16 protein-coding genes are annotated in these 26,319 nt (G+C 60.4%); 12 read left to right on the top strand and 4 right to left on the bottom strand.

What is annotated here, in order from left to right; genetic code table 11:
- The first annotated feature begins 109 nt into the window (after positions 1-109).
- The 9 genes from JNN07_28920 to JNN07_28880 all read left to right on the top strand — a co-directional run bounded on the left by JNN07_28920 (position 110) and on the right by JNN07_28880 (position 13,501).
- Complete coding sequence (locus JNN07_28920) at positions 110-3,310, top strand: hypothetical protein (GenBank protein MBL9171787.1); 3,201 nt, start codon at positions 110-112, stop codon at positions 3,308-3,310.
- 747 nt (positions 3,311-4,057) lie between these two features.
- Complete coding sequence (locus tag JNN07_28915) at positions 4,058-6,475, top strand: HEAT repeat domain-containing protein (protein MBL9171786.1); 2,418 nt, start codon at positions 4,058-4,060, stop codon at positions 6,473-6,475.
- 51 nt (positions 6,476-6,526) lie between these two features.
- Entirely contained in the window at positions 6,527-7,684 is a 1,158-nt protein-coding gene (locus JNN07_28910; protein MBL9171785.1) for a cytochrome P450, read from the top strand.
- 91 nt (positions 7,685-7,775) lie between these two features.
- Complete coding sequence (locus tag JNN07_28905) at positions 7,776-8,201, top strand: hypothetical protein (GenBank protein ID MBL9171784.1); 426 nt, start codon at positions 7,776-7,778, stop codon at positions 8,199-8,201.
- A gap of 47 nt (positions 8,202-8,248) precedes the next feature.
- Entirely contained in the window at positions 8,249-9,253 is a 1,005-nt protein-coding gene (locus JNN07_28900; protein ID MBL9171783.1) for an NADP-dependent oxidoreductase, read from the top strand.
- A gap of 217 nt (positions 9,254-9,470) precedes the next feature.
- A complete protein-coding gene (locus JNN07_28895; protein ID MBL9171782.1) occupies positions 9,471-10,928 on the top strand; it encodes an NAD-dependent succinate-semialdehyde dehydrogenase in 1,458 nt (485 codons plus the stop codon).
- A gap of 168 nt (positions 10,929-11,096) precedes the next feature.
- Positions 11,097-11,309: an SDR family NAD(P)-dependent oxidoreductase gene (locus JNN07_28890; protein MBL9171781.1), complete on the top strand. Its 213-nt coding sequence runs from the start codon at positions 11,097-11,099 to the stop codon at positions 11,307-11,309.
- A gap of 1 nt (position 11,310) precedes the next feature.
- The gene (locus JNN07_28885) at positions 11,311-11,931 is read left to right on the top strand and encodes an SDR family NAD(P)-dependent oxidoreductase (protein ID MBL9171780.1); all 621 of its coding nucleotides are present in this window, start codon (positions 11,311-11,313) and stop codon (positions 11,929-11,931) included.
- Positions 11,932-12,172: 241 nt separating this feature from the next.
- The gene (locus JNN07_28880; protein MBL9171779.1) at positions 12,173-13,501 is read left to right on the top strand and encodes an HAD-IC family P-type ATPase; all 1,329 of its coding nucleotides are present in this window, start codon (positions 12,173-12,175) and stop codon (positions 13,499-13,501) included.
- Between the two features lie 85 nt (positions 13,502-13,586).
- Here the strand turns inward: JNN07_28880 and sigZ are convergent, their stop codons facing one another.
- From sigZ to JNN07_28865, 3 genes are all read right to left on the bottom strand, one after another.
- Entirely contained in the window at positions 13,587-14,147 is a 561-nt protein-coding gene (gene sigZ / locus JNN07_28875; protein MBL9171778.1) for an RNA polymerase sigma factor SigZ, read from the bottom strand.
- A 7-nt stretch (positions 14,148-14,154) separates the two neighbouring features.
- The gene (locus tag JNN07_28870) at positions 14,155-14,970 is read right to left on the bottom strand and encodes an arsenite methyltransferase (GenBank protein MBL9171777.1); all 816 of its coding nucleotides are present in this window, start codon (positions 14,968-14,970) and stop codon (positions 14,155-14,157) included.
- Between the two features lie 945 nt (positions 14,971-15,915).
- Positions 15,916-16,527, bottom strand: coding sequence for a PEP-CTERM sorting domain-containing protein (locus JNN07_28865; protein MBL9171776.1), 612 nt, complete (start codon positions 16,525-16,527; stop codon positions 15,916-15,918).
- A 263-nt stretch (positions 16,528-16,790) separates the two neighbouring features.
- On the opposite strand from JNN07_28865, the gene JNN07_28860 reads away from it, so the two are divergent.
- Positions 16,791-18,047 carry a DUF1259 domain-containing protein gene (locus tag JNN07_28860; protein ID MBL9171775.1) on the top strand — a complete coding sequence of 419 codons (1,257 nt, stop codon included), beginning with the start codon at positions 16,791-16,793 and terminating at the stop codon, positions 18,045-18,047.
- A gap of 288 nt (positions 18,048-18,335) precedes the next feature.
- On the opposite strand, the gene JNN07_28855 is transcribed toward JNN07_28860, so the two are convergent.
- Positions 18,336-19,931, bottom strand: a complete 1,596-nt coding sequence (locus JNN07_28855; protein ID MBL9171774.1) for a cryptochrome/photolyase family protein — start codon at positions 19,929-19,931, stop codon at positions 18,336-18,338.
- 417 nt (positions 19,932-20,348) lie between these two features.
- On the opposite strand from JNN07_28855, the gene JNN07_28850 reads away from it, so the two are divergent.
- The gene (locus JNN07_28850) at positions 20,349-22,139 is read left to right on the top strand and encodes a hypothetical protein (GenBank protein ID MBL9171773.1); all 1,791 of its coding nucleotides are present in this window, start codon (positions 20,349-20,351) and stop codon (positions 22,137-22,139) included.
- Between the two features lie 124 nt (positions 22,140-22,263).
- On the top strand, positions 22,264-26,100 hold the full coding sequence (locus tag JNN07_28845) for a PmoA family protein (protein ID MBL9171772.1): 3,837 nt from the start codon (positions 22,264-22,266) through the stop codon (positions 26,098-26,100).
- The last annotated feature ends 219 nt before the right edge of the window (positions 26,101-26,319 follow it).

The raw sequence follows: 26,319 nt of genomic DNA, 5'->3' as shown, positions 1-26,319 counted from the left end.
CCCCTGTGTGCACCCTAGAAAACCAGCCCATCCGGGAAACCTTTCACGAAAAACAATCCTGTCGCTTTCCGGGGTGTATCCAGGTAGGATGAGCGATCATGGGGTTCGTATGAGAGATGCGTTGAAGTGGGCCAGCGGGCTAGTGTGGATACTCAGTTTCAGTTCCGTTCTGACGACCGAGCTCCGTGGAGCCACGATCGCCTGGGATGGCGGCGGAGGAGACGGGCTTTGGCAGACGGCGGCAAACTGGACAGGCGATGTCTTGCCCGGCGCCGCGGATGACGTGATCCTGACCGCGGCAGGCGGGCCGCTGACTTCCATCACCAACACTCTTCAAACCACCGTGAGGAGCCTTCAATCGTCCAATGCCCTCGTTCAACTGGGCGGCAGTTTGCGCCTCACGACGGGACCATCCAGGCTGGACGGCCCCCTCACCCTCATGGGCAACCCGCTCTTTACGGTCTCCGGAACGGGAAGTGTCCTTTCCGTGTACGGCTCCTTCGAGATGACAGCGGGGACTTTGCAAGCCATTGGTGGAGGGAGGATCTCGCTGGAATCTCTCGCCTCCTATGCCAAGCCGCCCGGCTGCTTCGCCGTGATCTGGAAGGCGGATGGCGCCGGCAGCCGCTTCGACTTGCCCACCTTGGAGTCGCTGAGCGGCGGGGAATGTGCCTCGATCCATATCCAGGCCGATCGCGGAGGCATCGTCGACTTGCCCGCCCTCACCAACCTAACCGAAGGCCAGGTGATGTTCCTCTCCGAGGGTGCAGGCAGTGTCGTGGACCTCCCCCTTCTAAACACCGCAACCGCACGGCTCCGGAGCTTCAGCTTCGAGGCGCGCAATTTAGGCCGGGTTAACTACCCTGGCTTCAGCGGTTCTCCCATGGCGATCATCAGCCGCAGGTCAGGAGGCGTGATCCCGGTGGATCGCCTGACTGAACTCAGGGGTTTTACGATCGGAGGCGCCTCCGCGGACTTTCCCCTGCTGACCCGTCTCGGGAATTCGGGCATCACCATTGAATCAGGCGCTGTGGTGTCGCTGTCCAACCTCACTGTCCATACCTCGGGCAACAGTTGCGAAGCACCCTTGTGGTCGGTGTCCGGAACCGGAAGCCAGCTGCGGCTGCCCTCCCTCTCCACGTTGGCCGGCCCGGAATGTGGCAGCCTAGGATTTCGAGCCTTCGCCGGTGGCTTGTTTCAGATGCCCAATCTGTCCCGCATCGAGCAGGGATCCATAACGATTCTCGCCGACGGCGCGGGCAGCCGCGTGGAGTTGCCCCAGCTCGAATCCTGCCTCGGCGACTCGCTGACCGTGGGCTTCGAAGCTCGCAACCTCGGGGAAGTCCAGGTCCCCCGGCTGCCGGGGGGCGAGGTGGTGACGGTCGCTGTAGGCACCGGTGGGATTCTGCCGGTGGCCCAAATGACCCGGCTCAAGGGTTTCTCAGTCAACGCGATGCCGGTCGAGTTTCCCGAACTCGTTCAGCTGGGGAACGCGAACATCACGGTGAGTGGCGGCGGAATCGCCTCCACCCCCAAACTGCTTTCCCACCTCCATCCTTTAGGGTGTGTTGGAACCACCTGGCTCGCCACGGGAGCGGGCAGCCGGCTGGACTTCTCCGCCCTCAGGGCCTTGACCGGAGCCTCCTGCGGTAACCTCGCCGTGCGTGCCGCTGCCGGGGCCACCGTGGATCTGAACACCCTCGGTTCGCTGTCCGAAGGCGTGCTGTCCTTTGTCGCTGAAGGCACCAACAGCCTGATCAACCTCGCCAAGTTGGAGGATGCTTCGACCGCGCAGAGGTCCATCTCTTTCGACGCGCGTAACTCGGGTGTGCTCGCAATGCCCACCTTCCGTGGCGGCCCGGCAGTTTCCGTAACCATTCGTTCGGGCGGCACTTTGGATGCGACCCAAATGACCCTGCTCAAGAGCATGCTGGTCAGCGGAACGCGCCTCGCCATGCCCGGGGTGACGCGGTTGTTTTCCGGCAGCCTCATCGTCGAGGAGGGCGGAGAACTGTCCTTCCCCAACCTGATTGGGCATTCCCACGGAAGCTCCTGCGCCGTGAGTCTGTGGAGCGCCACGGGTGCGGGCAGCCTTCTCGACCTCATGAACCTCACGTCGCTGCAAGGACCGGATTGCGGCGCACTCGCCATCGAGGCCGTGGCCGGCGGACGGGTGGCCATGGGCGGATTGCAACGGGTGGTGGAGGGAAGGCTGGAGCTGCTCGCCGACGGCACCAACAGCGTCATCGATCTGGCGTCCTGGCAGCGATCCGACGCCACTAGCCGCGAAGTCCTGCTTGAGGCTCGAAACCAAGGGAGCCTGCTGATGCCGCAGCTGGGCGGAGGGGAGACGGTCGGACTGACGGTCCGATCCAACGGAGTGATCGCGGCCGGTCAACTGAGTTGGCTGGCATCCGTGACCGCCAGCCGTGTGAACCTCGAACTCACCGGATTGACCAACCTTAACTCCGGCTCCCTAGCGGCCACCGACGGCTCGATCATCTCGCTGCCCGGCCTCAGAACCTACCTCAAAAGCTCCCGCTGCGACGCCGACGCATGGAGCGCACGAGGCGCAGGGAGCGCTCTTGAGCTTCCAAACCTCGTCCAGTTGGCCGCAGGCGACTGTGTGCCGTTAACTCTGGAAGCCAGCTCGGGCGGACGGATCTCGCTTCCCCTGCTTACCAACGTTCCAAGTGGGTGGGTCCAGGTGATCGCCACCGGCGCAGGAAGCTCCATGCAACTCCCGACTCTGGGAAACTTCGTGGATGCGGAGCGGCGGTCGAGCCTCGTGGCCACGAATGGCGGAACGATCGATCTCGGATCCGGAGCGCTGATCACCTCCGGCGTCCTGATCAGGATCAGTCCGGGCAGTCCGGGGCTGCCGCCCACTCTGTTGGACGCCCATCAACTGGTGCTTCATGGGCAGCCCTGGCACAGTTATCGCGTGGATCGCTATCTACTGCCAGCCACGGGCGGAGAAGCGGAGCTGTATGTGAGGGTTCCGCTGCTCACGGAGTTCCAGTCCATCGGGGCTGCGGTCGAAGCCGGACTGGGATTCATCGCCAAGGAGTTCGTGATGGATCCGCCTGGGCTGGAACTGAGCCCGTTGTCGGGAATCGGGGTGCGTAAAGTGGTCTATGGCCCACCAGGCAAGAACTATGACCTACTGGCCACCGAAAGAGTGGACGCTGTTTGGCCATGGCCGTGGTTGGCGACAATCACCCTCACCAACAGCTTTTCCATCCTTCCCGATGAACCGCTCTCCATCCCCCAGCGTTACTTCAAGCTCCAGGGGCCGATGGTGCCGTGATGAGCGCATCCCGTGGTTAGAAGTGCCGTTTTCGGGGGGTGTGGCTACTTCCAGCAGCTGAACGCCACCGTGCCAGAAGAATTTCCCGACTCCGTCGGGTCCTGAAAAGCTGTAGAGGGCTACAGCACTCCATAGCAGCCACCTGCATCGCGGAGCGTTTTGGAGTGCTGTAGCCCTCTACAGCTTTTCAGCCCCACCGGAGGGAACTCCCAGCACCCTCACTCGGAAATAATCACGGCCGCTTTGAGGCCTACCTCTCGTCGGTCCGTTCGCTCGATGGGCTGTCTCATTCCTTCACGCTGAGTTCTGCCGTGGAGACGGGGCCGACGACTCCGAAGGCGTTAACCGTTCTCGTCTCCAACGGGTTCGCGCGCGAGTGAACGTTCCACACGAACCGATCGTCGGACCCCTGCCATCCGCCTCCATAGGGATGGTAGTGCGCGGTATTTAAGGCGCAAAGCGTAAGCTCGTCACGCTGGAGCACCAACGGTGCGTCCTATCCCAGCCTGGGGTGACAACCCCAGGTAACCATCCCCCCTCCCATCCAGGGCTGAAAGCCCGGCATGAGGCCACCGAATCCGTCGCCACTTCACCACCTTTCTCATCGCACTTCGACCCCCCCCCTCGAGGATCCTGAGATGAAACAAGACGCGACAAAGCCGACCAGCGAAGGCAAGCTAGAACCCACCGAGGGAAGCGCCTCGATGAAGCGATGACCGGACCCGATCCAATCGAAAGAACAAATTGGTGAAAACATCTCTCCTCTCCCTGGCATTGGTGGCCCTGATGACCATCCCGCCCCCGGCAGCATCGGCTGCCAACGCCAAGCCGCTGGCGATTCCTGATTTTACCAAAGGGGGCAAAATCCCCGCCGGCGCCAAACACGACTGGAATCTCGGACCCACGGGGCTTCGGGGATGGATGTTCAGCGACAAGCTGGTGACCACGGATGCGCGACAGATTTCGATCACCCAGGTGGACAAGGGTTCACCGGCCGATGGTCATCTCGCGGTCGGGGACGTGATCCTGGGGGTCGGCGGCCAGCCATTTTCCCGCGACCCTCGCGCCGAGTTCGGGGAAGCCATCACCGCCGCCGAATCCGGGGTCAGTGGAGGCAGGCTCAAAGTCACTCGCTGGCGGGCGGAGAAATCCGAGGATATCGTGGTCCAACTCCCAGTACTCGGCAGCTACAGCTCCACCGCGCCCTACGACTGTCCCAAGTCAAAGCGAATTCTCGATCAAGGGTGTGCCGCGCTGGCCGCCCGGATGGCCGATCCGGCGTACAGCAAAGGGCCGAATCGAGAACCCATCACACGGTGCCTCAATGCCCTCGCCCTCCTGGCCAGCGGAAACCCCGCCTATCTCCCGCTGGTGAAAAAGGAAGCCCAGTGGGCTTCGGGCTACTCGTCGCGCTCCATGCAAACCTGGCGCTACGGCTACGTTCTCATACTACTCTCTGAGTATCTGCTAGCGACAGGCGACGCGTCGGTAATGCCCGGTTTGCGTCGTGTCGCACTCGAGGCGGCCCGGGGACAAAGTGCGGTCGGATCCTGGGGGCATGGCTTTGCGGTTCCCGACGGACGACTCGGCGGCTATGGGATGATGAATTCCCCGGGGGTGCCCCTGACCATTTCGCTGGTGATGGCCCGCGCAGCGGGCGTCACCGAACCTGAGGTGGACCGGGCCATTGAGTTGAGCGCACGCCTGCTGCGATTCTACCTTGGCAAAGGAGCGATCCCCTATGGCGACCATCATCCGTGGATTCAAAACCACGAGGACAATGGCAAGTGTGGGATGGCGGCCGTCCTCTTCAACCTGCTAGGCGAGGCGAAGGCGGCGGAGTTCTTCTCCCGCATGAGTATCGCCTCCCACGGGCCCGAACGTGATACCGGGCACACCGGCAATTTTTTTAACATTCTCTGGTCCATCCCCGGCATCGCCCAGTCCGGCCCCCAGGCCACCGGAGCCTGGATGCGAGAGTTTGGGGCGTGGTACTTCGACTTAGCCCGTCAATGGAATGGCAGTTTCCCACATCAAGGCCCTCCGGAGTTGGAGGAGGATAGCTACCCTGGATGGGATTGCACGGGAGGCTATCTACTGGCGTACGCGATGCCCTTAAAGCAGCTCTATCTCACCGGGAAACGCCCCGGTGTGGTGCCGCCGATCGATGCCGCCTCGGCACAAGCCCTCATCCTCGATGGCCGAGGCTGGAGCAACAAGGACCGCCACAGCGCCTATGACCAGCTCACTGCGGCGCAGCTGCTGGCACGCCTCGGCAGCTGGTCGCCGGTGGTCCGTGAGCGAGCGGCGATGGCACTCGCCCGTCGCAAAGACGTCCCGATCCCAAGCCTGCTGAACTTGTTGGAGTCGCCCGAGCTCAATTCCCGCTACGGGGCCTGCCAGGCCTTGATCGCCCTTCGCAAGCGTGGAGCGCCAGCCGTGGACGCGCTGCGACGTTCATTGACCGACCAGGATCTCTGGCTCCGGGTAAAGGCGGCGGAGGCCCTCGCCAGCATCGGTGCACCGGCCATGATCGCCGTGCCGGATCTCCTCGAGTTGCTCGCCGCAGTAGATCTGGAGAACGATCCACGGGGCATGCAGCAGCGCTACCTTTCCTTCGCTCTGTTCGATCAGCATGACGGGATGTTAAGCCGGTCTCTGGACGGAGTGGACCGAGCGGCGCTTCACCGGGCGGTAAAGGCTGGACTCAAGAACCAGGATGGCCGTGCCCGGGGCAGCATTGGATCGGTCTACCGAAACTTGTCCGCCGAGGATATCAAGCCGTTGTTGCCCTCGATCTATCAGGCGATCATCGAGCCAGCTCCCAGCGGAGAGATGTTCGCCGACTCCATTCGCGTGGAAGGCCTGCGGCTTCTGGCGAAGCATCGGATCAAGGACGGAATCGCCGCCTGTGTCAAATACACGCGCGAGCAGAACCCCTGGGCCAGCGAAGCGCGGACTCCCGAGTTGATGAAAATCCTACTCAGCTACGGGACGAACGCTCGATCCGTCATTCCGGAACTGACCAAGCTCGCCCACTATTTCGAAAAGGATGAAAAGGACTTTCCCAAGGAACTCATGCTGAAGAAAGCCCAGTCGGTTCGAGACACAATCCGGGCGATCGAAACCTCGACGGACTCCCCCAAGCTGATACCCCTTAACTAGAGGCCCTCAGCATCCTTGAAACCGTCACGGGGATGAGCCAGGATGACCGCCATGGCTGACCAGCCCAATCCTCGCGATCCGTTTCAAGAAGCCCGCCGCAACGCCGGCATGCTCAAGTGCCCATTCCAGGGCGAGATGGTGCCCATGATCCTGCGCCATGCCGATGTCCGCGAAGCCGCCAAGAACTGGCAGACGTTCAGTTCCGACGCGCCGTTCCGAGTGCCCATCCCTTCCGAAGAGGAGGTGCGAACCATGCGGCAATTGCCCATCGAAACCAATCCACCGGAACATACCGAGTATCGCGCCATCGCCGAGCCCTTCTTCGCCCGCGCCAAACAGCCCGAGGTCATCGCCAAGGTGGAGTCCTTGATCGCGGGCAGCGTTTCCGAGCTGTTCAAGCACGATTCTGTGGAGATCGTGAATCAGTTCGCGCTTCCCATCCAATCCCGAGCGCTGACCTATCTGTTGAATGTTCCCGAGTCCGAAGCAGAGACCTGGATTCGCTGGGGCATGCATGTGTTCAAAGTAACCGGCGGGACTTTCAAAAAGGGCACCACCCTGGAAGACTACCTGCAGGCGCGATTCGACCAAGCCGAAGCGAATCCAGGTGAGGACTTTTTCAGCGCGCTCACGAAAGCTTCCTACCGCGGTCGGAAGTTGACGAGGGAAGAGATGATGGGATTCGGAAATCTGACGTTCGCAGGAGGGCGCGACACCATCATCCACAGTATCTCCTCCATCATCGCCTATCTCGGCCAGAACCCTCAGGCGCTGCAATATCTCCGCGACGATCCCAAACGCATCGTTCACGCGGGCGAAGAATTCTTCCGTTTCTTCATGCCGCTCACGCACATCGGACGGGTTTGCCCCGTGCAGACCGAGGTCCTGGGAGCCACCGTTCCACCCGGGGGACGGGTGTCGCTGGGCTGGGCTTCGGCGAACTTCGACGAGTCGGTGTTCGAAGCACCGCAAGAGATTCGACTGGATCGCAAACCAAACCCGCACGTGTCTTTTGGATTCGGGCCCCATCTGTGCTTGGGCGCACCCCACGCGCGGTTGATCGTGCGGAGCCTGCTCCAAGCCCTCGTTGATCGCGTGGAACGCATCGACTTGCTGGACGTCAATGAGCATACCGAAATGGAGCCGCTGTATCGGCGCTCCAACGGCTACGAATCGTTGACGGCGCGCTTAATCGCCAGAAGTCACTAATTTCTCAGGTGTCCTGATGGGGATGCTCCCCACGGGTTTTGGGGTAAACACCCCATAGTGCTGTGGCTGGGTCTAGGTTTAGGCTTCATGCGTGAACCACAGCATAAACACTAATCCACTCAAACAGGGCGCATTAACCGAGCACTCTGCCGGCCTCGGAACCGTCACCCGCCAAATGGTGCACAAGCGAGCTCAGGAACTCGCAACGATCGATGGGCGCGACCCCCAGGATGTGACCAAAGCCGATTGGGAGTTGGCGAAGCAGGAACTGATCGGAGATCCAAGCCCGGACGAAAACGAAGAGGCGATTGAGACAGCCCCGGAGTCGGACCGCTGGAATCCGGTGGCGGGGTCAACGGGGAGTTCCATACCCGTTGCCGGTAGTGAGGATGAAGATGCCGAAGGCCGCAGCGATCATCAGCGCCTAATCGAGGAAGGCATTGCCGAGGCGGCCCACGATCAAATGCTCCAAGCCGCTCTGAAGATGAAAACGGACGAATCCAACACGGGCAGGTGAGAGAACGAATCTACGCCGCCATCAGACCTCGGTTCACTCCAACTGTTATGAACACCATCACAAGCCGGGAAATTCATTTGGTTTCACGCCCAAACGGTCTTCCCACCGCGGGTAATTTCTCGCTCGTGGAAACCACGATCGGGCCGCTGCCCGAACATCAGGTACTGGTGCGAAATCTCTACCTGTCGGTCGACCCCTATATGCGGGGCCGGATGTCTGAGGGGAAATCTTATGTGCCGCCGTTCGAGCTTGGCAAAGCCATGGAAGGAGGCGCAGTGGGCGAGGTAATCGCGTCGCGTAGCGATGCTTTTAAGGTAGGCGATGTTGTCAGTTCCAACCAGGGCTGGCGTGAGTATTTCACCGCCCCACCGGAAGGTCTGCGCCAGCTCAGTCGCGATATCGAGCCGCTCTCTGTTTACCTAGGGGCGCTGGGCATGACAGGGATGACGGCTTGGGCAGGATTGAATCTCGTGGGAGTGAAGGCCGGGGACGTGGTCTTCATCTCGGGCGCAGCGGGAGCTGTGGGCAGCGTGGCTGGTCAACTGGCCAAGATCCGTGGATGCCGGGTCATCGGATCGGCCGGCTCCCCGGAGAAAGTCCGGTTCCTTCGTGAGAAATGCGGCTTTGATATTGCCCTAAACTACAAGACCGCACCGGTTCTTGAGCAGCTCAATGTCGAAGCCCCGGATGGAATTGATGTCTATTTTGACAATGTGGGGGGGGAAACACTCGAGGCGGCCCTTCAGGTGTTGAGAGTTCACGGTCGGATCATTGCCTGTGGCGGAATCTCGGCCTACAACGCGACAAAGCCAAAGCCCGGGCCTTCCAACCTCTTCAACATGATCACCAAGCGACTGACGATGAAAGGCCTACTGGTTCGAGACTGGCTGGACCGGCAAGCCGAGTTCGAGCAGGAAGTAGGGGGCTATTATCGGGCCGGCAAGCTCAAGAATCGGGAAACGGTCGTCCAGGGAATCGAACACATGACCGAAGCATTTCTGGGTCTGTTCGAAGGCACAAATATCGGCAAGATGATCGTCAGGTTGGGCTGATGTCGGACAGCGCAAATCAATCTGATTTCCTTCTTATTCGCAGCGGTTGTCGGGATCGTCTGCGGATATACACCCGCTCGACGGGCGGCACACCTCAATCCCATCGACGGCCTGGTTCGGGAAAAACCACACCCCGTCCCACACGCTAGCCCTGCCAAATTTGTCCGGGTAACACCCCATGTCGCTGGCAGCCGCTTCAGTTTAAGGTTTCGGCATCATGACAACCGCCCTCACCACCCCGCTGCCTCCCCCAGGAAAATCACCCACCAAACCCGCCGGGACGGCAAAGTCCAAAGCTTACCAAAGCGTCAACCCTTACAATGGCAAAACGCTCAAGACATTCGAACAGCTGACCGCCAGCCAGCTCGAGAAAGCGCTGAAGACCGCCCAGACCTGCTTCGAGTCCTGGCGCCAACTGACCTTCGCAGAACGCTCCACCATCGTCGCCAAAGCAGCCACCCTGATGCGTGAACGGGCAGACGAGTTGGCCAAACCGGTGACGCTCGAGATGGGAAAACTCATCGCTGAAGCCCGCGGCGAAGTCTCACTGAGCGCGGATATCCTCGATTATTACGCAGCCAATGCCGAGAACTTTCTGACGTCGGAAACTCTGAAGCCCAAGCTGGGTGAAGCCGTGATCGAACACAGTCCGTTCGGCGTGCTTTTCGGTGTTCAACCTTGGAACTTTCCCTACTACCAACTGGCGCGCTTCGCCGCGCCCAATCTGATGGCGGGGAATGTCGTGATGGTGAAGCACGCGGGTTGCGTGCCCCAATGTGCGATGGCGTTTGCCAAATTGTGGCTCGACGCCGGGGCGCCAGCCGGAGCGTATACCAACCTGCTCATCTCGCACGACCAGGTAAACCAGGTGATCGATGATCCCCGAATCAAGGGAGTGGCCCTGACTGGCGGTGTGGAAGCAGCCCGCAGTGTTGCGGCGCGAGCTGGACAGAACGTTAAGAAGACCACCATGGAACTCGGTGGGAACGACGCGTTCATCGTTCTGGCCGACGCCGACCTCGAAGCCACTGTCAAGTGGGCTGTCTGGGCGAAGATGAACAACGCCGGCCAATGCTGCGTCGCCGCGAAACGATTCATCCTAGCCGAGGAGATTGCCGATGCATTTCTTGAGAAGTTCCAAGCGGCTCTCACTGCCCTCAAGCCCGGCGATCCCATGGACAGTTCGACCACACTCGCTCCCCTCTCGACTGAAAGCGCTTTGATAAGCTTGTTGGCTCAGGTCAAAGGAGCCGTTGCCAACGGAGCCAAGGTTTTGCTGGGCGGAAATCGGTTAGATATACCCGGCTCGTTCATGCAGCCGACAATCCTCACGAACATCAAACCTGGGAATCCGGCCTACCGCGAAGAGTTTTTCGGACCGGTCGCGTTGATTTTTGTCGTCAAGAATGAGGACGAGGCAGTTGCCCTGGCCAATGATTCCGATTTTGGCCTGGGTGGCTCGATCTTCTCCAAAAGCGTTGCGCGCGCCCAACAGATGGCGAGCCGACTGGATACCGGCATGGTGTTTATCAACCACCCGACCTGGACCGCGTGCGATCTGCCTTTCGGGGGGATCAAGAACTCCGGCTATGGTCGGGAACTATCAGCGTTGGGCATTCAAGAGTTCGTGAATCGCAAATTGGTGCGGACCAGTTCCATCGACGCGCCGGCATGAGAGGTGATGGGCTGCCTTGTTAGGGTTACACCCCATGGCGCACCAGATCGCATCGCCCTAGCGTGAAGCCGACGAGATCAGTTTTCTAAGATCAACGAATCGACACGGTGCGTCGTGGCGGACTGCGGCAAACACACGACGGATGAAGAACTTTACTCTTGAATACCCATGACAACTAAGAACCCCATCAAGCCCTCAGAAAAAAAACCCGTTTGGTTCATCACTGGCTGCTCGACCGGTTTCGGACGCGAGTTGGCCAAGCATGTCCTCCAGTTGGGCTATCGCACCGTCATCACCGCCAGGAACCCCGCTGACGTGGAGGACCTGGCCAGCGCGGGTGAGTCTTTGACAGGAGGCGGAAAGGACGTTTGGCGGCATTGACGTGCTGGTGAACAATGCGGGGATCGGCTACTTCGCTGCCGTCGAGGAGAGTGAGGAGCAGGAGGTCCGCCGCATGTTCGAGATCAACGTGTTCGGGCTGAGCTGGATGATCCAAGCAGCCTTGCCTGGCATGCGACGCAGGCGTCAGGGGTCCATCATCAATGTTTCGTCGGTAGGCGGGCTGCGATCCTTTCCATCGCTGGGTTTTTACAATGCGACCAATTTTGCTATCGAGGGCTTGTCCGAAGCCCTCTGGCAGGAAGTGGAGCCACTCGGCATTCATGTGATGCTCGTTGAACCCAGTGGATTCAGAACTGATTGGGCCGGACGCTCGGCCCAAGAGTGCGCAACGCCCATCGCGGACTATGCCGCGACTGCCGGCAACTGGCGGACCGAAATGCGGGCGAACTCCGGAAAGCAACCCGGGGATCCAGTTCGGGCCGTCAAGGCCATCGTCGAAGCGATCAACTCACCGCACCCGCCTCATCATCTTCTCCTGGGCAACGACGCTTATGAAGGGGCGAACGAAAAGCTTCAGGCCCTCGCGAAGGAGTTCAAGGCGTGGGAGGGGGTGTCCCGTGGGGCCGACTTCCCTAAGCGGGCGCCCGCATTCGCGATCTAGCGGAAGGCCTGCGTGGCGATTCAGGCCTCGGGCATACCCGGCCTCCAGGGCCCAAAACCACGCCATTGTCACGCGAGGAGAATCCAACCCAAGGAATACCGATGAATCGTTCTCGGATTCTGCATGAAGCTTAACGACAAAGTCTATTAATCGTGGGGATCACAGGTTTGGGCGCCATCATTTTCGGATTCGGCTTGTGGCGCTTCCGCCGGCAATTCCGCTGAGCACCTCCCACATTAGCATGACTACCATACCCATAAACACCTTAGCCGCGCCAACCTCAACGCCCAATGGATGGCTCCACGGCCAGGCTCTGGTCGCCTGGCGGCACAAATCAGCGGTGGTGGCGATCCTTGCCGTTGTCGGAATCATGAGCCATCTGGCTCTCCGTTACAGCCTTCCTGCGGAACCCGGCCTCCATCGCCTTCCGCTGCTGTTAACACTGATTGCTGGCGGTCTCCCGATGCTCTACGACTTACTCCGCAAGGTACTGAGGTTTCAGTTCGGATCAGACCTGCTCGGAGGTATATCCATCATTACGTCGGTCCTTCTCGGCGAGTATCTGGCGGGCTCCATTATCGTGCTGATGTTGGCAGGTGGCGCGGCGCTGGAGAGCTACGCGCTGAAGAGCGCTTCGTCGGTCCTGGCAGCCCTCGCAAAAAGGATGCCTTCGGTTGCTCACCGCAAACAGGGAAGCGAAATGGTGGACGTGCCGCTGGAGGACATCGCGGTTGGCGAAACCTTGGTGATTCACCCGCACGAAATCTGCCCGGCAGACGGAGTGGTGACAGAGGGCCACGGTGTCATGGATGAATCCTACCTGACCGGAGAACCGTTTCAGATCACGAAGACCTCCGGGTCCAGTGTGATCTCCGGCGCAGTCAATGGCGGATCAGTCCTGACGATTCGGACCACGAAGGCGGCAGCGGATTCACGTTATGCCAAGATCATGGTGGTGATGCGCGAGTCCGAGAGCAAGCGGCCACAGCTGCAGCGGCTCGGGGATCGACTGGGGGCCATCTACACTCCGGTTGCCCTGCTCGTGGCCATCCTCGCCTGGGCGTTGAGCGGGGAGTCCATTCGGTTCCTGGCAGTGCTGGTGATCGCAACGCCCTGCCCGCTGCTCCTGGCGATCCCGATCGCGATCATTGGCTCCATTTCACTGTCGGCCCGCCGCGCCATCATCGTAAAATCCCCCGTCGTCCTGGAACAAATCGCGGGATGCCGAACCGCCATCTTCGATAAGACCGGGACATTGACGTATGGGGAGCCGAAGTTGACGGAGCTGTTGGTGGCGCGAGAGGTCGATGCGCAGGAGGTTCTGAAACTGGCGGCAAGCCTGGAAAGGTATTCAAAACATCCCTTGGCGCGCGCTATTCTGGCGGCGGCTTCGGAACGCGGAATTCAACTTCCCGAAGCCACCGAGGTGGGCGAACAACCAGGCCAAGGGCTGCGAGGAATGGTGTCTGGGCATCAACTCCGAATCACCAGCCGCAACAAGCTGCTCGCAGAATCGGTGGCGGCAACGGACCAATTGCCCGAGGTTGTCACCCCGATTCCTCGGGGCTAGCTCGGTAGGAACGGCTTCCCCCACTCCGGCCCGGCTTTAGGGTGTGAAGACCTGCGGCAGGGTGCAAGCACATCGGGCGCGACTCTCATTCCCGAGCGCATTCGCCGCAACCGCCGCGAGGCCGCGGCTGACACTCGATGACTCTTCCCCGACGGTCGAACTCGAAGGTGCAGCATTCGTTCAGCATGTCCTTCAACTGCCGCCGTCCGCGTTGGACCCGCGACTTGGCGCCGGACAGCGAGATTCCGAGCCGCTCGGCCAGTTGCTTCTGAGTGAGTCCTTCCAGCTCAGTCAGGACGAGTGCGTCACGATAGGGTTCAGGCAAACTGTAGATCATGCGACGAAAGGCCGCCTTCAACCCCTCGATCTCTGGATCGTCCGCCGTCGACTCAGCCGGCAAGGATTCCGGGACCTCCACGTTCTCCTTGCGTGTTCGGTAATGATCGATAATCGCGTTGCGCGCGATCGAGTAGATCCAACCCTGGAGCTTGGTGGGATCCTCGAGTTGCCCCATCCGCTGGTGGATCCTCACGAAAACATCCTGACGAATGTCCTCCGCGGTGGCTGGGCCGGACACCCGCGATCGGATGAATTGACCCAACTTCTCCGCGAACTCGTGCCAAATGTGTTCCAGCGTTGCGTTCATGGCATGTTCAGGGTTTCGTCGCTTCAATCGTGGCCGACGCTACGTAGTCTTCCGCTTTGCGGCCAGGAAACCATCCGCCAACAATTGTACGGCTGTCGCCTTTGGACACGATCATAATTTTCGTAAAACCGGCATTGCTGAGCATCGATTTCAGGTGGTCCGCCAGTGCGGCACCCGCCACACAGCCCGTGTAAAGTTCCCAATCTTTCCGGAGTGGCTCCGGAATAGGTTCCAGCGCGATGATGTCGGAGATGGCCAAGCGTCCTCCCGAACGCAACACGCGAAACGCTTCGCGAAAAACGCGCGACTTGTCGGGCGAAAGGTTGATAACACAGTTGGAGATGATGGCGTCAACAGTCCCATCAGCAACGGGCAGGCTCTCGATCTCTCCCAGCCGGAACTCAACGTTCTCAAACCCGCCCTTCACTTGTTGATTGCGGGCCTTGCTAACCATTGCCGGGGTCATATCCACCCCAATGACTCGTCCTTTCGGACCAACCGCGCGGGAGGCTAAAAAGACGTCGAACCCCGCGCCACTGCCGAGGTCGAGAACGGTCTCGCCCGGCCTCAACGCGGCGATGGACTGAGGATTGCCGCAACCGAGACCGAGGTTTGCTCCCTCCGGCACCGCGTCGGTTTCATCGAGGGAATAGCCTAGTTTCTGGGCCGTAGTCGCAACCGTCGGGTCGGGCGAGGCAGCGCCCGCCGACGGAGCGCAGCAAGCCGGCGAGCATCCGCAGTCTCCCCCCTGCTCCGCGATTCGACCGTAACGTTCGCGGACGATTGTTTTCACCGTGTCGTTCTGCAATTCTTGAGTTTTCATTTAAGCTTCGTTGTTGGCTCACCTGGGTTCAGGTGAACCGGTTTCATGGGTTAAGACGAACGACCCTCAAAAAGGACGCAACCTCCTACCTACCAACAAAACATCTGAGCCAGAGGAACTAAGACAACTAACCCTACTTCCAGAACTAAGTTCACCGCGGATTGCACAGATCTCACGGATCCGAGATAGCGGATCAGAAACTGGGTTAGGGTGGGCTAGGTCAATCGCATCGCACGACAAAAGAAGAAATGAAAAAATGGCCAAGCCCAGAAACTCACTCACCCTACCTCCGTCCGCTTCTTTCGTCTCTTTTGGTTCTTTGCAGCGAATGCGGGAGTTCCGGGGAACGGTGCCCCGCCGTTTCGGGCAACAGAACTCTTCGTGGCTTTGTGTGGAAAAATCGGGGTGTTTAGGTGGGATGGATCGGGATGGGGATATAGGACTCTCGGTCTGTAGGAGACGAGGTCACGAGGCTTTGGCGCCAGACCACTTTCTCTTAATTGAATGGGATTTGCTCTGTGAGCGTTCCATCTCGATCAACATCAACTCTCAATCGCTTATCCACGCTCCGAAGTGCCGATCGCCTTCTTGTATGGAGTTCCTGCTTTAGCAGGTTCGGCGCCCGAACTCACTTCGTGGCCGCATCCGCCAAAGGGCGGAACTACCTATAAAGGATAAAGCTTCACCCGGGAACAATCACACTCCCATGCTACCGATCTCGCTTCACTCAGACTCAATTGTCAAATGCTTCGATCTGCACCTACGGTCCCACCTCTTGCGAAGAACCGGTTTCGTTGGTTAAGACGAACGACCCTCAAAAAAGACGCAAGCCATCCGAAATTCTCCTTCTTGAGAAAGCGATGGCGAGGAGATTAGCCGTGGTGCCACCCTCCGGTGTGCACTCAATTCACTCATGGGCGGAGCACCGGATCATGCACCCACGCATCATGTCAATCTCCCTTTGCACCGCCTGACTCCCAGTGCGGATCCCACTGTCAGAGCGATCCCGAGCATTCCGAGGCTCCCTGGTTCCGGCACTTGGGTCAACGAAACCCGATACAGGTTATAGTCGAGGGGGTGACCGGGGTTCGCACCGCGAGGATAACTGGCGTCGCTCAGAAGATTTTCGAAGAGCAAAGACTCCACCTCGATGGAGCCAGCAGAGACATGGAGTTCCAGCCACCCTTCATGAACATTCTCCCCCCACTGGACAGTCTGATATCGGCGAGAAGCCCCCAGGTCTAGGTGCGGATCCGTCCAGGAAGGCGAAAGGCTCATCCAGGCTGGCTGCAGGGGATTTGGAGCATAGGGTCCCCGATGGATCGCAGCATGTACGACATCCCCCGCTCCAAAGCTGTCGGCCGAGACATCCAGAAAAAGCGACGATAGGGAGCCCGGGTCCTGATCTGGTAGAACCCGAAAAGTGGCAACGTATTCCGGCTGATGGAAGGTCATCACCACGCGGTCTCCGGCATGCAGAGTGACGCCAGCCCGCGCGTTCGAAATCAGACCGGCCGCGAGGATCAACTGTGCGACGAGGGTAAAATACTTGCTCATAGATACATTTTGGCGACAGGAATGAGTCAAACTGGCTGAGCGGGGCTCGGTATCAAATCTACACAAGGAGGGGGGTAAAGGCGAGCACCTTCTTAGTCGCCATCTTTATCGGTGGCAGCGGGCTATAGGGTACCAAGTCCCGACCGAGGTTCAGAGTCCGAGACGCCGATCCGTCGCGGCTTGTGCTCCTCTCAGCCCCCTAGAATCACCCTTCGTCAGATGAACTTGCAACGAATGACTTCTAGCTTACCATGTCCTCCTGTATGAGGCCCGCCCTAGTATTCACTGCGTTCTACTGCTCCTTGGTTTTATCAATCTCCGACCTGTATGCAGCCCAGCTCGACACCAATCGCATCGCCGCGCTCACTGGACTCAACGGCACCTGGATTGCTACCGAGGGCGTGTTCAAGGTTTCCTATCCGCGTAACGACGTCTCGGTGAAAGTGGACAACTGGAAGATGCCCGCCTTCATGGGACTCAGTTCGTGGGCCGCGTTTCATTCGGGTAGAAAAACCGAGGCGATGGTCATGGGCGATCTCGTCTTGTTCGAAGATGAAGTGAATCCCGTCATGAGTGCCGCTCTCGCAAACGGCCTCGCAGTCACCGCGCTGCACAACCACTTTTTCCAGGCCGAACCGCCGGTCTATTTCATGCACATTGGGGGCGAAGGAACGATCGACAGCCTGGCGAATGGCGTGAACGCGGCGCTGTCCAAAATGAAGGACATCCGCCGAACAAATCCGTTCCCTGGCAAATCTGTTGGTTCGGCCATACCCGAGAGGAACGCCATCAGTGCCACACCTCTCGCGGAGGCGTTCACTGCGACTCCACAGGTGAAGGATGGCATGGTGAAGTTTGTCTTTGGACGAGTCGCCCGGATGGATTGCGGATGTGTCGTCGGAAAGGAAATGGGGCTCAACACCTGGGCGTGCTTCGGCGGCACCGACGAGAACGCGGTGGTGGGTGGCGACTTCGCGTGTCAGGAGAACGAACTTCAGCCGGTGATCAAGAGCCTGCGGGATTCGGGCATCAACATCGTGGCGATTCATCATCACATGATTCACGAGACCCCTCGCTATCTATTCCTTCACTTTTGGGGCCGCGGCACCGCAACGAACTTGGCGAAAGCCATACGCATCGCACGAGGCGAACAGACCAAGGCAGCGGCGGTACAGGCCCGTTCAGAAGGCGGGTTCAAGGAGATCAACGTCGCCGACTTCGAAAAACGTCGCGTGAAGGGCAAAGCCCCGGTGATCGATGTGCGCAGCGCCGAGGAGTTCGCCAAGGGCCACGTGACCGGGGCCGTGAACCTGAACATCCACTCGCCCGACTTCTCGGCGAAAGCGGCACAGTTTGACAAGCGAAAGCCCATTCTCGTGAACTGCCATGTCGGGTCCCGCGGTGCTATCGCGGCAGCAGAGCTCGCGCGACTTGGCTTCAAAAGCATCTTCAATCTGGAAGGCGGAGTGGCGGCTTGGGAGAAGGCCGGGTACCATCCAGAGACCCTAAGGAACCCTTAGGATTCGTGCAGGTCCATCATTCGTCGTCAACCCTCGCCCTGCCGGTCGACACTACAATGTAGCGTTCGTCCTCCACTGCACGATTCCCCACCCTTTCCCTTTCTTCCACCCCACGGGCCGGCGAAGACCCCGACAGCTTCTTTAGCCGCAAGAAACGAAAGATGACGAAAGAACTTCTGAACTCAGGCCCTCACCCGCCCTGCATCCGCCCGCTTTTTTCGTCTCCTTTCGTTTTTTGCGGCTAATGTGGCTTTACCGGGTAGGCATCAGAAACTGGGTTGGGGTGAGCTAGGAGCCCGACAAAGAACTTTTAATCCGGTGCGCCTGCTGAGAGATCGCTTCTCGGTCGGCCACGGTCAGTCGAGCGAGGTTTTTCAGCTGCATGGTCATGCGTTGGTTCTTCTTCAGCAACGCCTCGTGACGCAGCAGAAAATCCCAATACAGGGTCGTGAACGGACACGCGTCCGCCCCAACGCTCAGCGCGGGATCGAAACGGCATCCCGCACAATAATTGCTCATGCGCTGGATGTACTTTCCACTAGCGACATATGGTTTGCTCGCCATGACTCCTCCATCGCCAAACTGCGACATGCCGAGGGTGTTGGGCAATTCGACCCATTCCACCGCATCCACATAGACGGCGAGATACCACTCATGAACCCGTTGTGGACGCACCCCCAGCAGCAAGGTGAAGAGCCCCGTGACCATCAGGCGTTGGATATGATGTGCATAGCCGAACGCCAGGGTCTGCCCAATGACTTCGCGTAAGCACCGCATCTCGGTGTTGGCAGTCCAGAAGAACTCCGGCAGCGGGGCCGTAGCGTTGAGCGCATTGAGTTCCAGGTATTCCGGCATCCGATCCCAATAAATACCGCGAACATACTCGCGCCAGCCAAGGATCTGACGGATGAAGCCCTCGACGCTCGCCAGCGAGACACGATCCGCACGAAACTCCCGCTCGGCCGCCGATATCACTTCACGCGGATCCAGCAGCTTCAAATTCATCGCTGCCGACAGCCGCGAATGATACAGAAAAGTTTGTGAACGCCCGGGCCCATCGCTGAAGAGGCTTTCGCTGCTCGACCACATGGCGTCTTGGAACTGTCCGAATTGGGGGAGCCGGTGCTGAATGAAATCGGCCAAGGCCGCCCGCGCCTGCTGCGTCGTCACCGGCCAATCAAAGTGCCTCAGGCTGCCCGGATGCTGGGGGAAGGTTCTCTCAACCAATGTAAGTACTTCCCTCGTGATGTCATCCGGTGGGAATGCGATGGGTTCAACAACGTTCGGCGGCCCCTTCTTTCCGAAGCTCTCCCGATTCTCGGCGTCGAAGTTCCAGGCCCCGCCGACCGGCTGATCGCCCTCCATCAACACACCCTGCTTCCGACGCATCTCCCGATAAAAAAACTCCATGCGCAACTGCTTTCGACCCCGCGCATGTGCCGCGAACTCGTCACTCGTGCAGATAAAGTGCCGGTCAGCGCGAACCTCCAGCGGCACCTCGGTGAGTTTGGAAACCCCCTCCAGCACTCGTGCCACGCGCCATTCACCGGCCTCCACCAGGATGAGCCGTTGTGGCCGCAGCTGTCGGATGGCCCGCGTCAACTCGGCCGCCAGAGTGCCGACGTTGTCTGCATCGTCGAGTGACCGATACACGACAGTCCACTCGCGCGCGCGCAAGGCGTCACGAAAATGCCGCATACCGGAGAGGAAGATCGCGATGCGTGCTTGATGCGTCCACACGTGGGTGGATTCCTCCGCCACCTCCGCCATCCATACCTGATCCTGGGCGGGATCGAAACCGTCAAACGCCGCGGAATTTGAGTTGAGTTGATCCCCCAGCACCAACACTAAGTTGCGAACTGGCTTCGAGGACGTGGCGCGCATAGTCAAATCAGACATCCGTGATCGCAGGTTACGACGATAGAAGAAACGAAAAAACGGCGGAACCCTGGAAATCACTCACCTTACCTCCGTCCGCTTTCTTTCGTCTCTTTTCGTTCTTTGCGGCTAATGCGGCTTTCCCCCCGAGGGGTATGGAGCGCGGGTGGCATGCCCCCGCTTTTCCTTCACGTTGGAGAAACCCACGTCGTAAACCGTCGTACGGATTAATTCGAACGTACGTATGGAATAATCGGTACGAATGAGGCGCTCGTTCCAATCAACCCGAGACCTGAACCCACGCCTGCATCACGTCTCTCAATGACCCGAGATTAGCCAGTCGCATGCGACTCCCCAATAGAGGTCCATTGCAATGGCCCCATCGTGTGTTACTCTCCCCAGAACGTGTACCTGGATGATCCAATGATACTTAGAGCCTCTCTGCGCCTGAAAGTCCTTGGGCAGCTGGCATTGTGTGCCGCCTACCTGCTGGCACCACCGAACGCGGTTCTGGTCGCCGCCAGTGTCGGGAGCACTCCTCCTGCCCCGGTCTATCGCCCGCCCGGCCCGCCGAATCCATTGGGCGGAGACAGTGAGGGATACAGCGTGGCAGGCAGCAGTCGGTTCCTGGTCATCGGTCGTCCGGGGGCCACCGTAGAGTACAACGGCGAGGAAGTGCTCCGCGCAGGGAAAGTCGTGGTATGGGAATTGGATGAGTCTTACTTCGTCGACGACGTGGTCAAGAAACGTTTCTGGGTGATCGATGCGATCACACCGGTGGCATATCATTACTTTGGCAGCGCGGTGGCCGCAGGCGACCGTTGGATCGCCGTGACCCGGGGCATGTCTCGGTCTGGGTTCGGTGGCCCCCTCGACGTTCCACCCAAGATCCATCACGTGCAGCTGATCGAATTTCCTCCCGATGGGGGCTGGCTGCCAGGACCGGAACTGCCGGGCCCCGCCGACTCCGCCTATCGTCAACCCAACATGCAATTCGGCATCAGCATCGCCATGCATCGGGATCGCTTGGTGGTAGGGTCGCGATTCGGCGCGCTGGTGTACGAAGTCAGTCCGCTCGGTGTCTGGACCCGCACCCAGATCCTGACCAGCAACTCCAGCGATTGGGTTGGATTGGGAACCTCGGTCGCGATTCACGAGGACTTGATCGCGGTCGGCGCGCCGGCATCCCCAAATCCCGGCACCAACGGATTGGTGACCGGCCAAGGCGGAGTGATCGTCTACCGACGCAATCCGAACGGCCTCTATGTACCCGAGAAGGAGTTCCGCTCGGCCTCGGTGCCACCCAGTGACATCTTCAACTTAAGCGACGCCTTTGGCACCTCCCTCGCGCTTGAAGTCCGCGGCGGCGTCGAATGGCTGGCGGTCGGGTCGGTGGGGCGGGATGCGCAGATCGGACCCCGGAGTTTTCAGCCCGATGCCGGATCGGCCACGCTCTTTCGTCGTATCCAACCGGCGGGCGAATGGACCTTCCACCAGGAGATCACCAACTCCTTCGATGGTAACCTCACCCAACGCGCCAAGGCGGGCAACACCATCGCGCTGAGCAACGGACGTTTGGCGCTTGGTGCGGTGGCCTCGGGAGGAACGCAGACCCCGCCCGCTCACGGCGTGGTGGGCTTTTTCGCCCATGACGAGGGGCAAGATCGATGGATCCGAACCGGGGAGGTAACCGGTCACTCCCGATCCCGATACGGGGTGGGACTGCATGGCTTCGAACACGGCTTCCTCATCGGCACTCCAGCTTTCAACACGGTGGCTGGATCAGGCGCCGGCGACTGGGAATGGCGGCCGACCGATCCCTATGTGAACTTCATCAACCAGCCAGCCGGGCCGTTCGTGGCCGGCACCCCGGCAGAGGACCGCCGCGCCGACGTCGATCCCGACGGCGACGGCATACTCAATTTCGATGAGCTTTTCTTCGGGAGCGATCCGCTAACCCCCAACACCAACCGTATCATCGTGCCCGTCTTGGATCGGGCGGCCCAGCAGTTCAAGCTCCAGTGGCAGCAGGCCTCCAACACCTTCGGTCTGACCTCGCAGGTGGACTGGAGCAGCAACCTGAGCAGTTGGACCACGAACAACCTCCAGATCATCCCGCTCGGAACCGTGGCGAACTCCACGGCCAAACGCTTCGAAGCCCGCCTCTCCACCACCGGTCAGAGCAACGTGTTCTTCCGCCTGCTCGTGGAATAAGGAGGGGTGGAATGGGACGATCTGGCGCGCCGGGGAGTTTTGTCGCACGACGTCCGTCCCCGGACGCTTCCCTCCCCGGCAGAAACAGATCGTAAAGTTTGACCGAAGGCGACAGGGTGGAGTCATGCACACTTGTCGCCGCGCTCCGAGAATTAGCGCCTTGCTTCGGCGCATTCTCTGTTCCGTCACGGCCGCGTCCATGACCGCCGGGGCCGCGGACTTCCTAGATCCCAATGCGGATCGAAACGCCCTACCCACGGTACCCCCTGGATTCGACGTTTCCATCTTCGCCCGCGAACCGCTCGTGCGCCAGCCTTGCTCGATGGCTTTCGATGCTAAGGGACGCCTCTGCGTCGGCATGGGGCCGCAGTATCGGAACCCCAAGCCGGACACACCGGGCGACAGTGTCGTGCTCGTTCTCGACGACAACGGCGATGGCGCTGCCGATCGCACCCAGGTCTTCGCCACCGGTTTCAACGCCATTCAGGGCCTCGCTTGGCGCGGACGAGATTTGTGGGTGGCCAACGCGCCGGACCTCACCGTCGTGCGCGATCTCGATGGCGACGATCAGGCCGATGAATATGTCCGCATCTACACCGATCTCGGAAATCTGGAGCATGGATTGCACGGCCTCAACTGGGCACCCGATGGCAAACTCTACATGAGTAAGGGTAACTCGAAGGGGTTGACCGAACCGGGCCGCATTGCGCCCAAACCATTCCGAGATTTGTGGGGTGTCAGCGCTCCCGCCGGCTCACCGGACTTCCCTCAACCGAGCAGTTTCAAAACGGGCGACTACCGGAAGGCCTATCATGATCCGGCGGACGATTGGGGCCGCGAAGGTGGAGTACTGCGCTGCGACGACGGCGGCGCGAATCTCGAGATCGTCGCGCGCGGTTTCCGCAACCCGTGGGACATCGCCTTCGACACCGGTTTCAACTGGCTTGGCACCGACAACGACCAAACCACCGGAGATCGGGTCTTCATGCCGTTCTTCGGAGCCAACTTCGGTTGGAATCATCCCTGGAGCGCGCATTGGGGGACCGAGTCACATGAGCCGTCCGCCCCAGTGAGCGGGCCCCTGTTCGAAGGATCCGGCACCGGGGTTGTGTTCGGCGACTCGCCGCAGTTTCCAGCCTCGCATCGCGGCGTGTTTTTTATCAACGACTGGTTGCGCAAGACCACCTTCGTGTGGCGTCCACGCTGGGACGGCGCGTTGCTTCGACCGATGGGCGAATGGGAGCCTTTCCTTCAAGGAGGGAACGCTCTTTTTCGGCCCACGGACCTCGAAGTCGGTCCCGACGGCGCGCTGTGGATTCTCGGCTGGAGCGCCGGCTACGGGGCGGAGTATCAGGGCGACCAGATGACCAGCGAAGGACGCGTGTTCCGCGTGGCGTCGAAGCGGATCCCGCCCGCACGCTGGCAGGCACCCAAACGCAACCAAGCCCTCGCGCGTTGGACGGTGGGCGATCTGGTGGAGGACTTCGACGGTCCGTTGCCCGTGTGGCGTAGCAACGCCCAGGACGAATTGGTCCGTCGAGGCGTCAGCGTGAAAGCCGATTTGATCTCAACCCTGCAAACCCGCGCGCTCAGCCAGGCCCGCGAAACCTGGACGGCGTGGACGTTGGGCCGGTTAACCCCACAGGACCGAACGATCGATGCCTGGTTCGCAGCCCGGGCCGAAGACCCCGCCGCCTCACTCAATCTCCGCCTGCAGTCCTTGCACATTCTCGCGCAGCGCGTTCGCCAACTCGGCGCGGAAACGCAGTTGCCGGCCGCCCTGATGGGAGCCCTGCACAGCCCGGAACCGCGACTTCGCTTCGAGGCCGTGCAGGCGATTGGCCAGGCACGGCAACGATCCTCCGCACCCGCGCTTCTGGACTTACTCGCGGTCGAGACCGACGCGACCACATTTTACGCGGGGTGGCAGACTTTGCGCGGACTACAGGACAAGACGGAGCTCAGGCCACTCCTGAGCGACCCACGTGACGGGGTGCGAAAGGCGGCCCTGCTCGCGCTGCTGGAAGATCACGCGCTTCAAGAAGCGGAGGTCAAACGAATCGCTACCGACCCCGTGGCGGCGATCCGAGAGGTGGCAACGCTCTGGCTGCGCAAAGCATCCGGCGGTGGTGAGCCAGTCGTCGTGCGAGGCCGGCCGCTGAACGCCGCCCCACCGGAACCAGCGCCGGCCGCGCCTCGAATCGGCGTGGCGCGACACATTAAAGCACGCTCCGGCGCGCGTTACACGCTGTCGCCCGCCGGGTTGCGCGCCGGCGCAAAACCCTACACCGATCGGAACTATGACCTGAAGCAAGTTCCGGCCCCGCTCGCAGGTCTGGACTTCATCCAGACCGCCAACAACGATGACGGGTCGCACGCTGAGGAATGGCTCAGTTTCGAAGCCCTGGTGCCGGTGCGTGTCCACGTGGCATTCGACACACGGGCGTCCACCGTACCGAAGTGGCTGCGCGACCGTTTTCAGCCCACGGAGCGGCAGATCCGCGCCGACCACTGGACTTTTCAAGTCCATACGCGCGAGTTCCCGGCCGGTCCGATCGTTCTGGGCGGCAACACCGACGACGGCAAAGCGGGTGGAAAAGGCAACTACATCGTGGCGCTCGAACCAATGCCCCTACCCCCGCCGTCCGTAGCTTCGGCCATCGATCCCGTACTTGCGCTCCTACCTCAGGGCGATGCCGAGCGCGGCAAGTGGCTCTTTCACGCGAACGGCGGAGCGGGTTGCTTCCAGTGTCATCGCCTGCGCGAACACGGCAACGGTTTCGGACCCGACCTCGCCACGGTGGGCGATCGCAGCACCTCCCGTCACATCGTGCAGTCCATACTCGAGCCCAGTGCCTTCATTACGGAGGGTTTCCAGTTGCAGACGGTTGAAACAGCTGAGGGTGATTACTCCGGTATTCTGCTCGAGGAGAGCGGACTCAGCCTCACGCTCGGACTGGCCACCGGACAACGCCAAGGGATTCTCAAATCGAAGATCAGGCAGCGACAGACCGCCGCAACGTCGGCGATGCCCGGCTACGACCGGGTGCTGGCACCTGGATATGTCGCGGACCTAACGGCCTATCTGTTGGCGCAGAAGGCCGGCGGTAACGGCGATGGATTCCGTTTCAGCGAGCTTCCCGATCGCCTCGTCATTACCCACACCCACCGCCCCGTGGCGGAGTTTGTTTTCCGTGACGCCAAGATCCTTCGGCCCTACTTCCGGAATGTCCATGCTCCGAATGGAATTCAAGCAACGCGGAATCATCCGCCCATCGCGGGCGCCGATGCGACGGACCACGACACCATGCATCCCGGACTTTGGCTCGCCTTCGGCGATATCAATGGCACGGACTTCTGGCGCAACAAGGGTCGAATCGAACATGTTCGCTTCGTCGAGCCCCCGGCCGTCCGGGATGGACGGCTGGTCTTTGCCACGGAGTGCCGCCTGCTAACCACCAGCGGCGAAACGGTCTGCTCCTTGACCAATCATCTCAGCCTGGAGTCACAAACCAATGCTTGGCTCCTCAGATGGGATGCCACCTTCGCATCCCAAGAGCGCGACTTCACGTTTGGCGATCAAGAGGAGATGGGATTCGCGGCCCGCGTTTCCACTCCTCTGACCGAAAGCAAGGGAGGACTGATCACCAGTAGCGTGGGGCTGAAATCAGCCAAAGCCACTTGGGGTCAAACGGCAGACTGGTGCGATTACTCCGGAACGGTGGATGGCCAGCGCGTAGGCATCACCCTCTTTGCTCATCCACAGAGTTTCCGGGCGAGCTGGTGGCACAATCGAGACTACGGCGTGTTCGTGGCCAATCCTTTCGGCCGTGCGGCCATGAAGCAAGGCGTCGCGAGCGCCGTGACGGTGAAGCGTGGCCAACCCTTCCGACTCCGCTTCGCGGCGGCGATCCACGCCGGCGAAGGATACGATCCCGCGGTTACCTATCGTCGGCTTTAGTGGTCAATCGCTCGTTTACCACCGCAGCCAGCCTAAGGGATCGATCCAGTGCGCCAGAAGACGCAGGCACTCTGGTATGGAGTTCCGCCTTCAGCCCAATCCATGCAGTTGGAGTCGCGTTCGCTCATGGAGATGCCCCTAGGTTTAGCCAGTTGGGTTCGAGCCTTCCAACTGCATTGCAGTTGGGAAGTGGAGAAACAATTTTGTCCAAAAGTCTTC

The organism is Verrucomicrobiales bacterium (assembly GCA_016793885.1).
Classification (GTDB): Bacteria; Verrucomicrobiota; Verrucomicrobiia; order Limisphaerales; family UBA11320; genus UBA11320.
Note: the sequence above shows the minus strand (reverse complement) of the source record. Positions and strands in the feature narration are given on the sequence as shown.

Coding starts and splice junctions, on each gene's coding strand:
- JNN07_28920 (MBL9171787.1), top strand. CDS start 110: ATGAGAGATGCGTTGAAGTGGGCCAGCGGGCTAGTGTGGATACTCAGT.
- JNN07_28910 (MBL9171785.1), top strand. CDS start 6,527: ATGGCTGACCAGCCCAATCCTCGCGATCCGTTTCAAGAAGCCCGCCGC.
- JNN07_28900 (MBL9171783.1), top strand. CDS start 8,249: ATGAACACCATCACAAGCCGGGAAATTCATTTGGTTTCACGCCCAAAC.
- JNN07_28895 (MBL9171782.1), top strand. CDS start 9,471: ATGACAACCGCCCTCACCACCCCGCTGCCTCCCCCAGGAAAATCACCC.
- JNN07_28890 (MBL9171781.1), top strand. CDS start 11,097: ATGACAACTAAGAACCCCATCAAGCCCTCAGAAAAAAAACCCGTTTGG.
- JNN07_28880 (MBL9171779.1), top strand. CDS start 12,173: ATGACTACCATACCCATAAACACCTTAGCCGCGCCAACCTCAACGCCC.
- sigZ (MBL9171778.1), bottom strand. CDS start 14,147: ATGAACGCAACGCTGGAACACATTTGGCACGAGTTCGCGGAGAAGTTG.
- JNN07_28870 (MBL9171777.1), bottom strand. CDS start 14,970: ATGAAAACTCAAGAATTGCAGAACGACACGGTGAAAACAATCGTCCGC.
- JNN07_28865 (MBL9171776.1), bottom strand. CDS start 16,527: ATGAGCAAGTATTTTACCCTCGTCGCACAGTTGATCCTCGCGGCCGGT.
- JNN07_28860 (MBL9171775.1), top strand. CDS start 16,791: ATGAGGCCCGCCCTAGTATTCACTGCGTTCTACTGCTCCTTGGTTTTA.
- JNN07_28855 (MBL9171774.1), bottom strand. CDS start 19,931: ATGCGCGCCACGTCCTCGAAGCCAGTTCGCAACTTAGTGTTGGTGCTG.
- JNN07_28850 (MBL9171773.1), top strand. CDS start 20,349: ATGATACTTAGAGCCTCTCTGCGCCTGAAAGTCCTTGGGCAGCTGGCA.
- JNN07_28845 (MBL9171772.1), top strand. CDS start 22,264: ATGCACACTTGTCGCCGCGCTCCGAGAATTAGCGCCTTGCTTCGGCGC.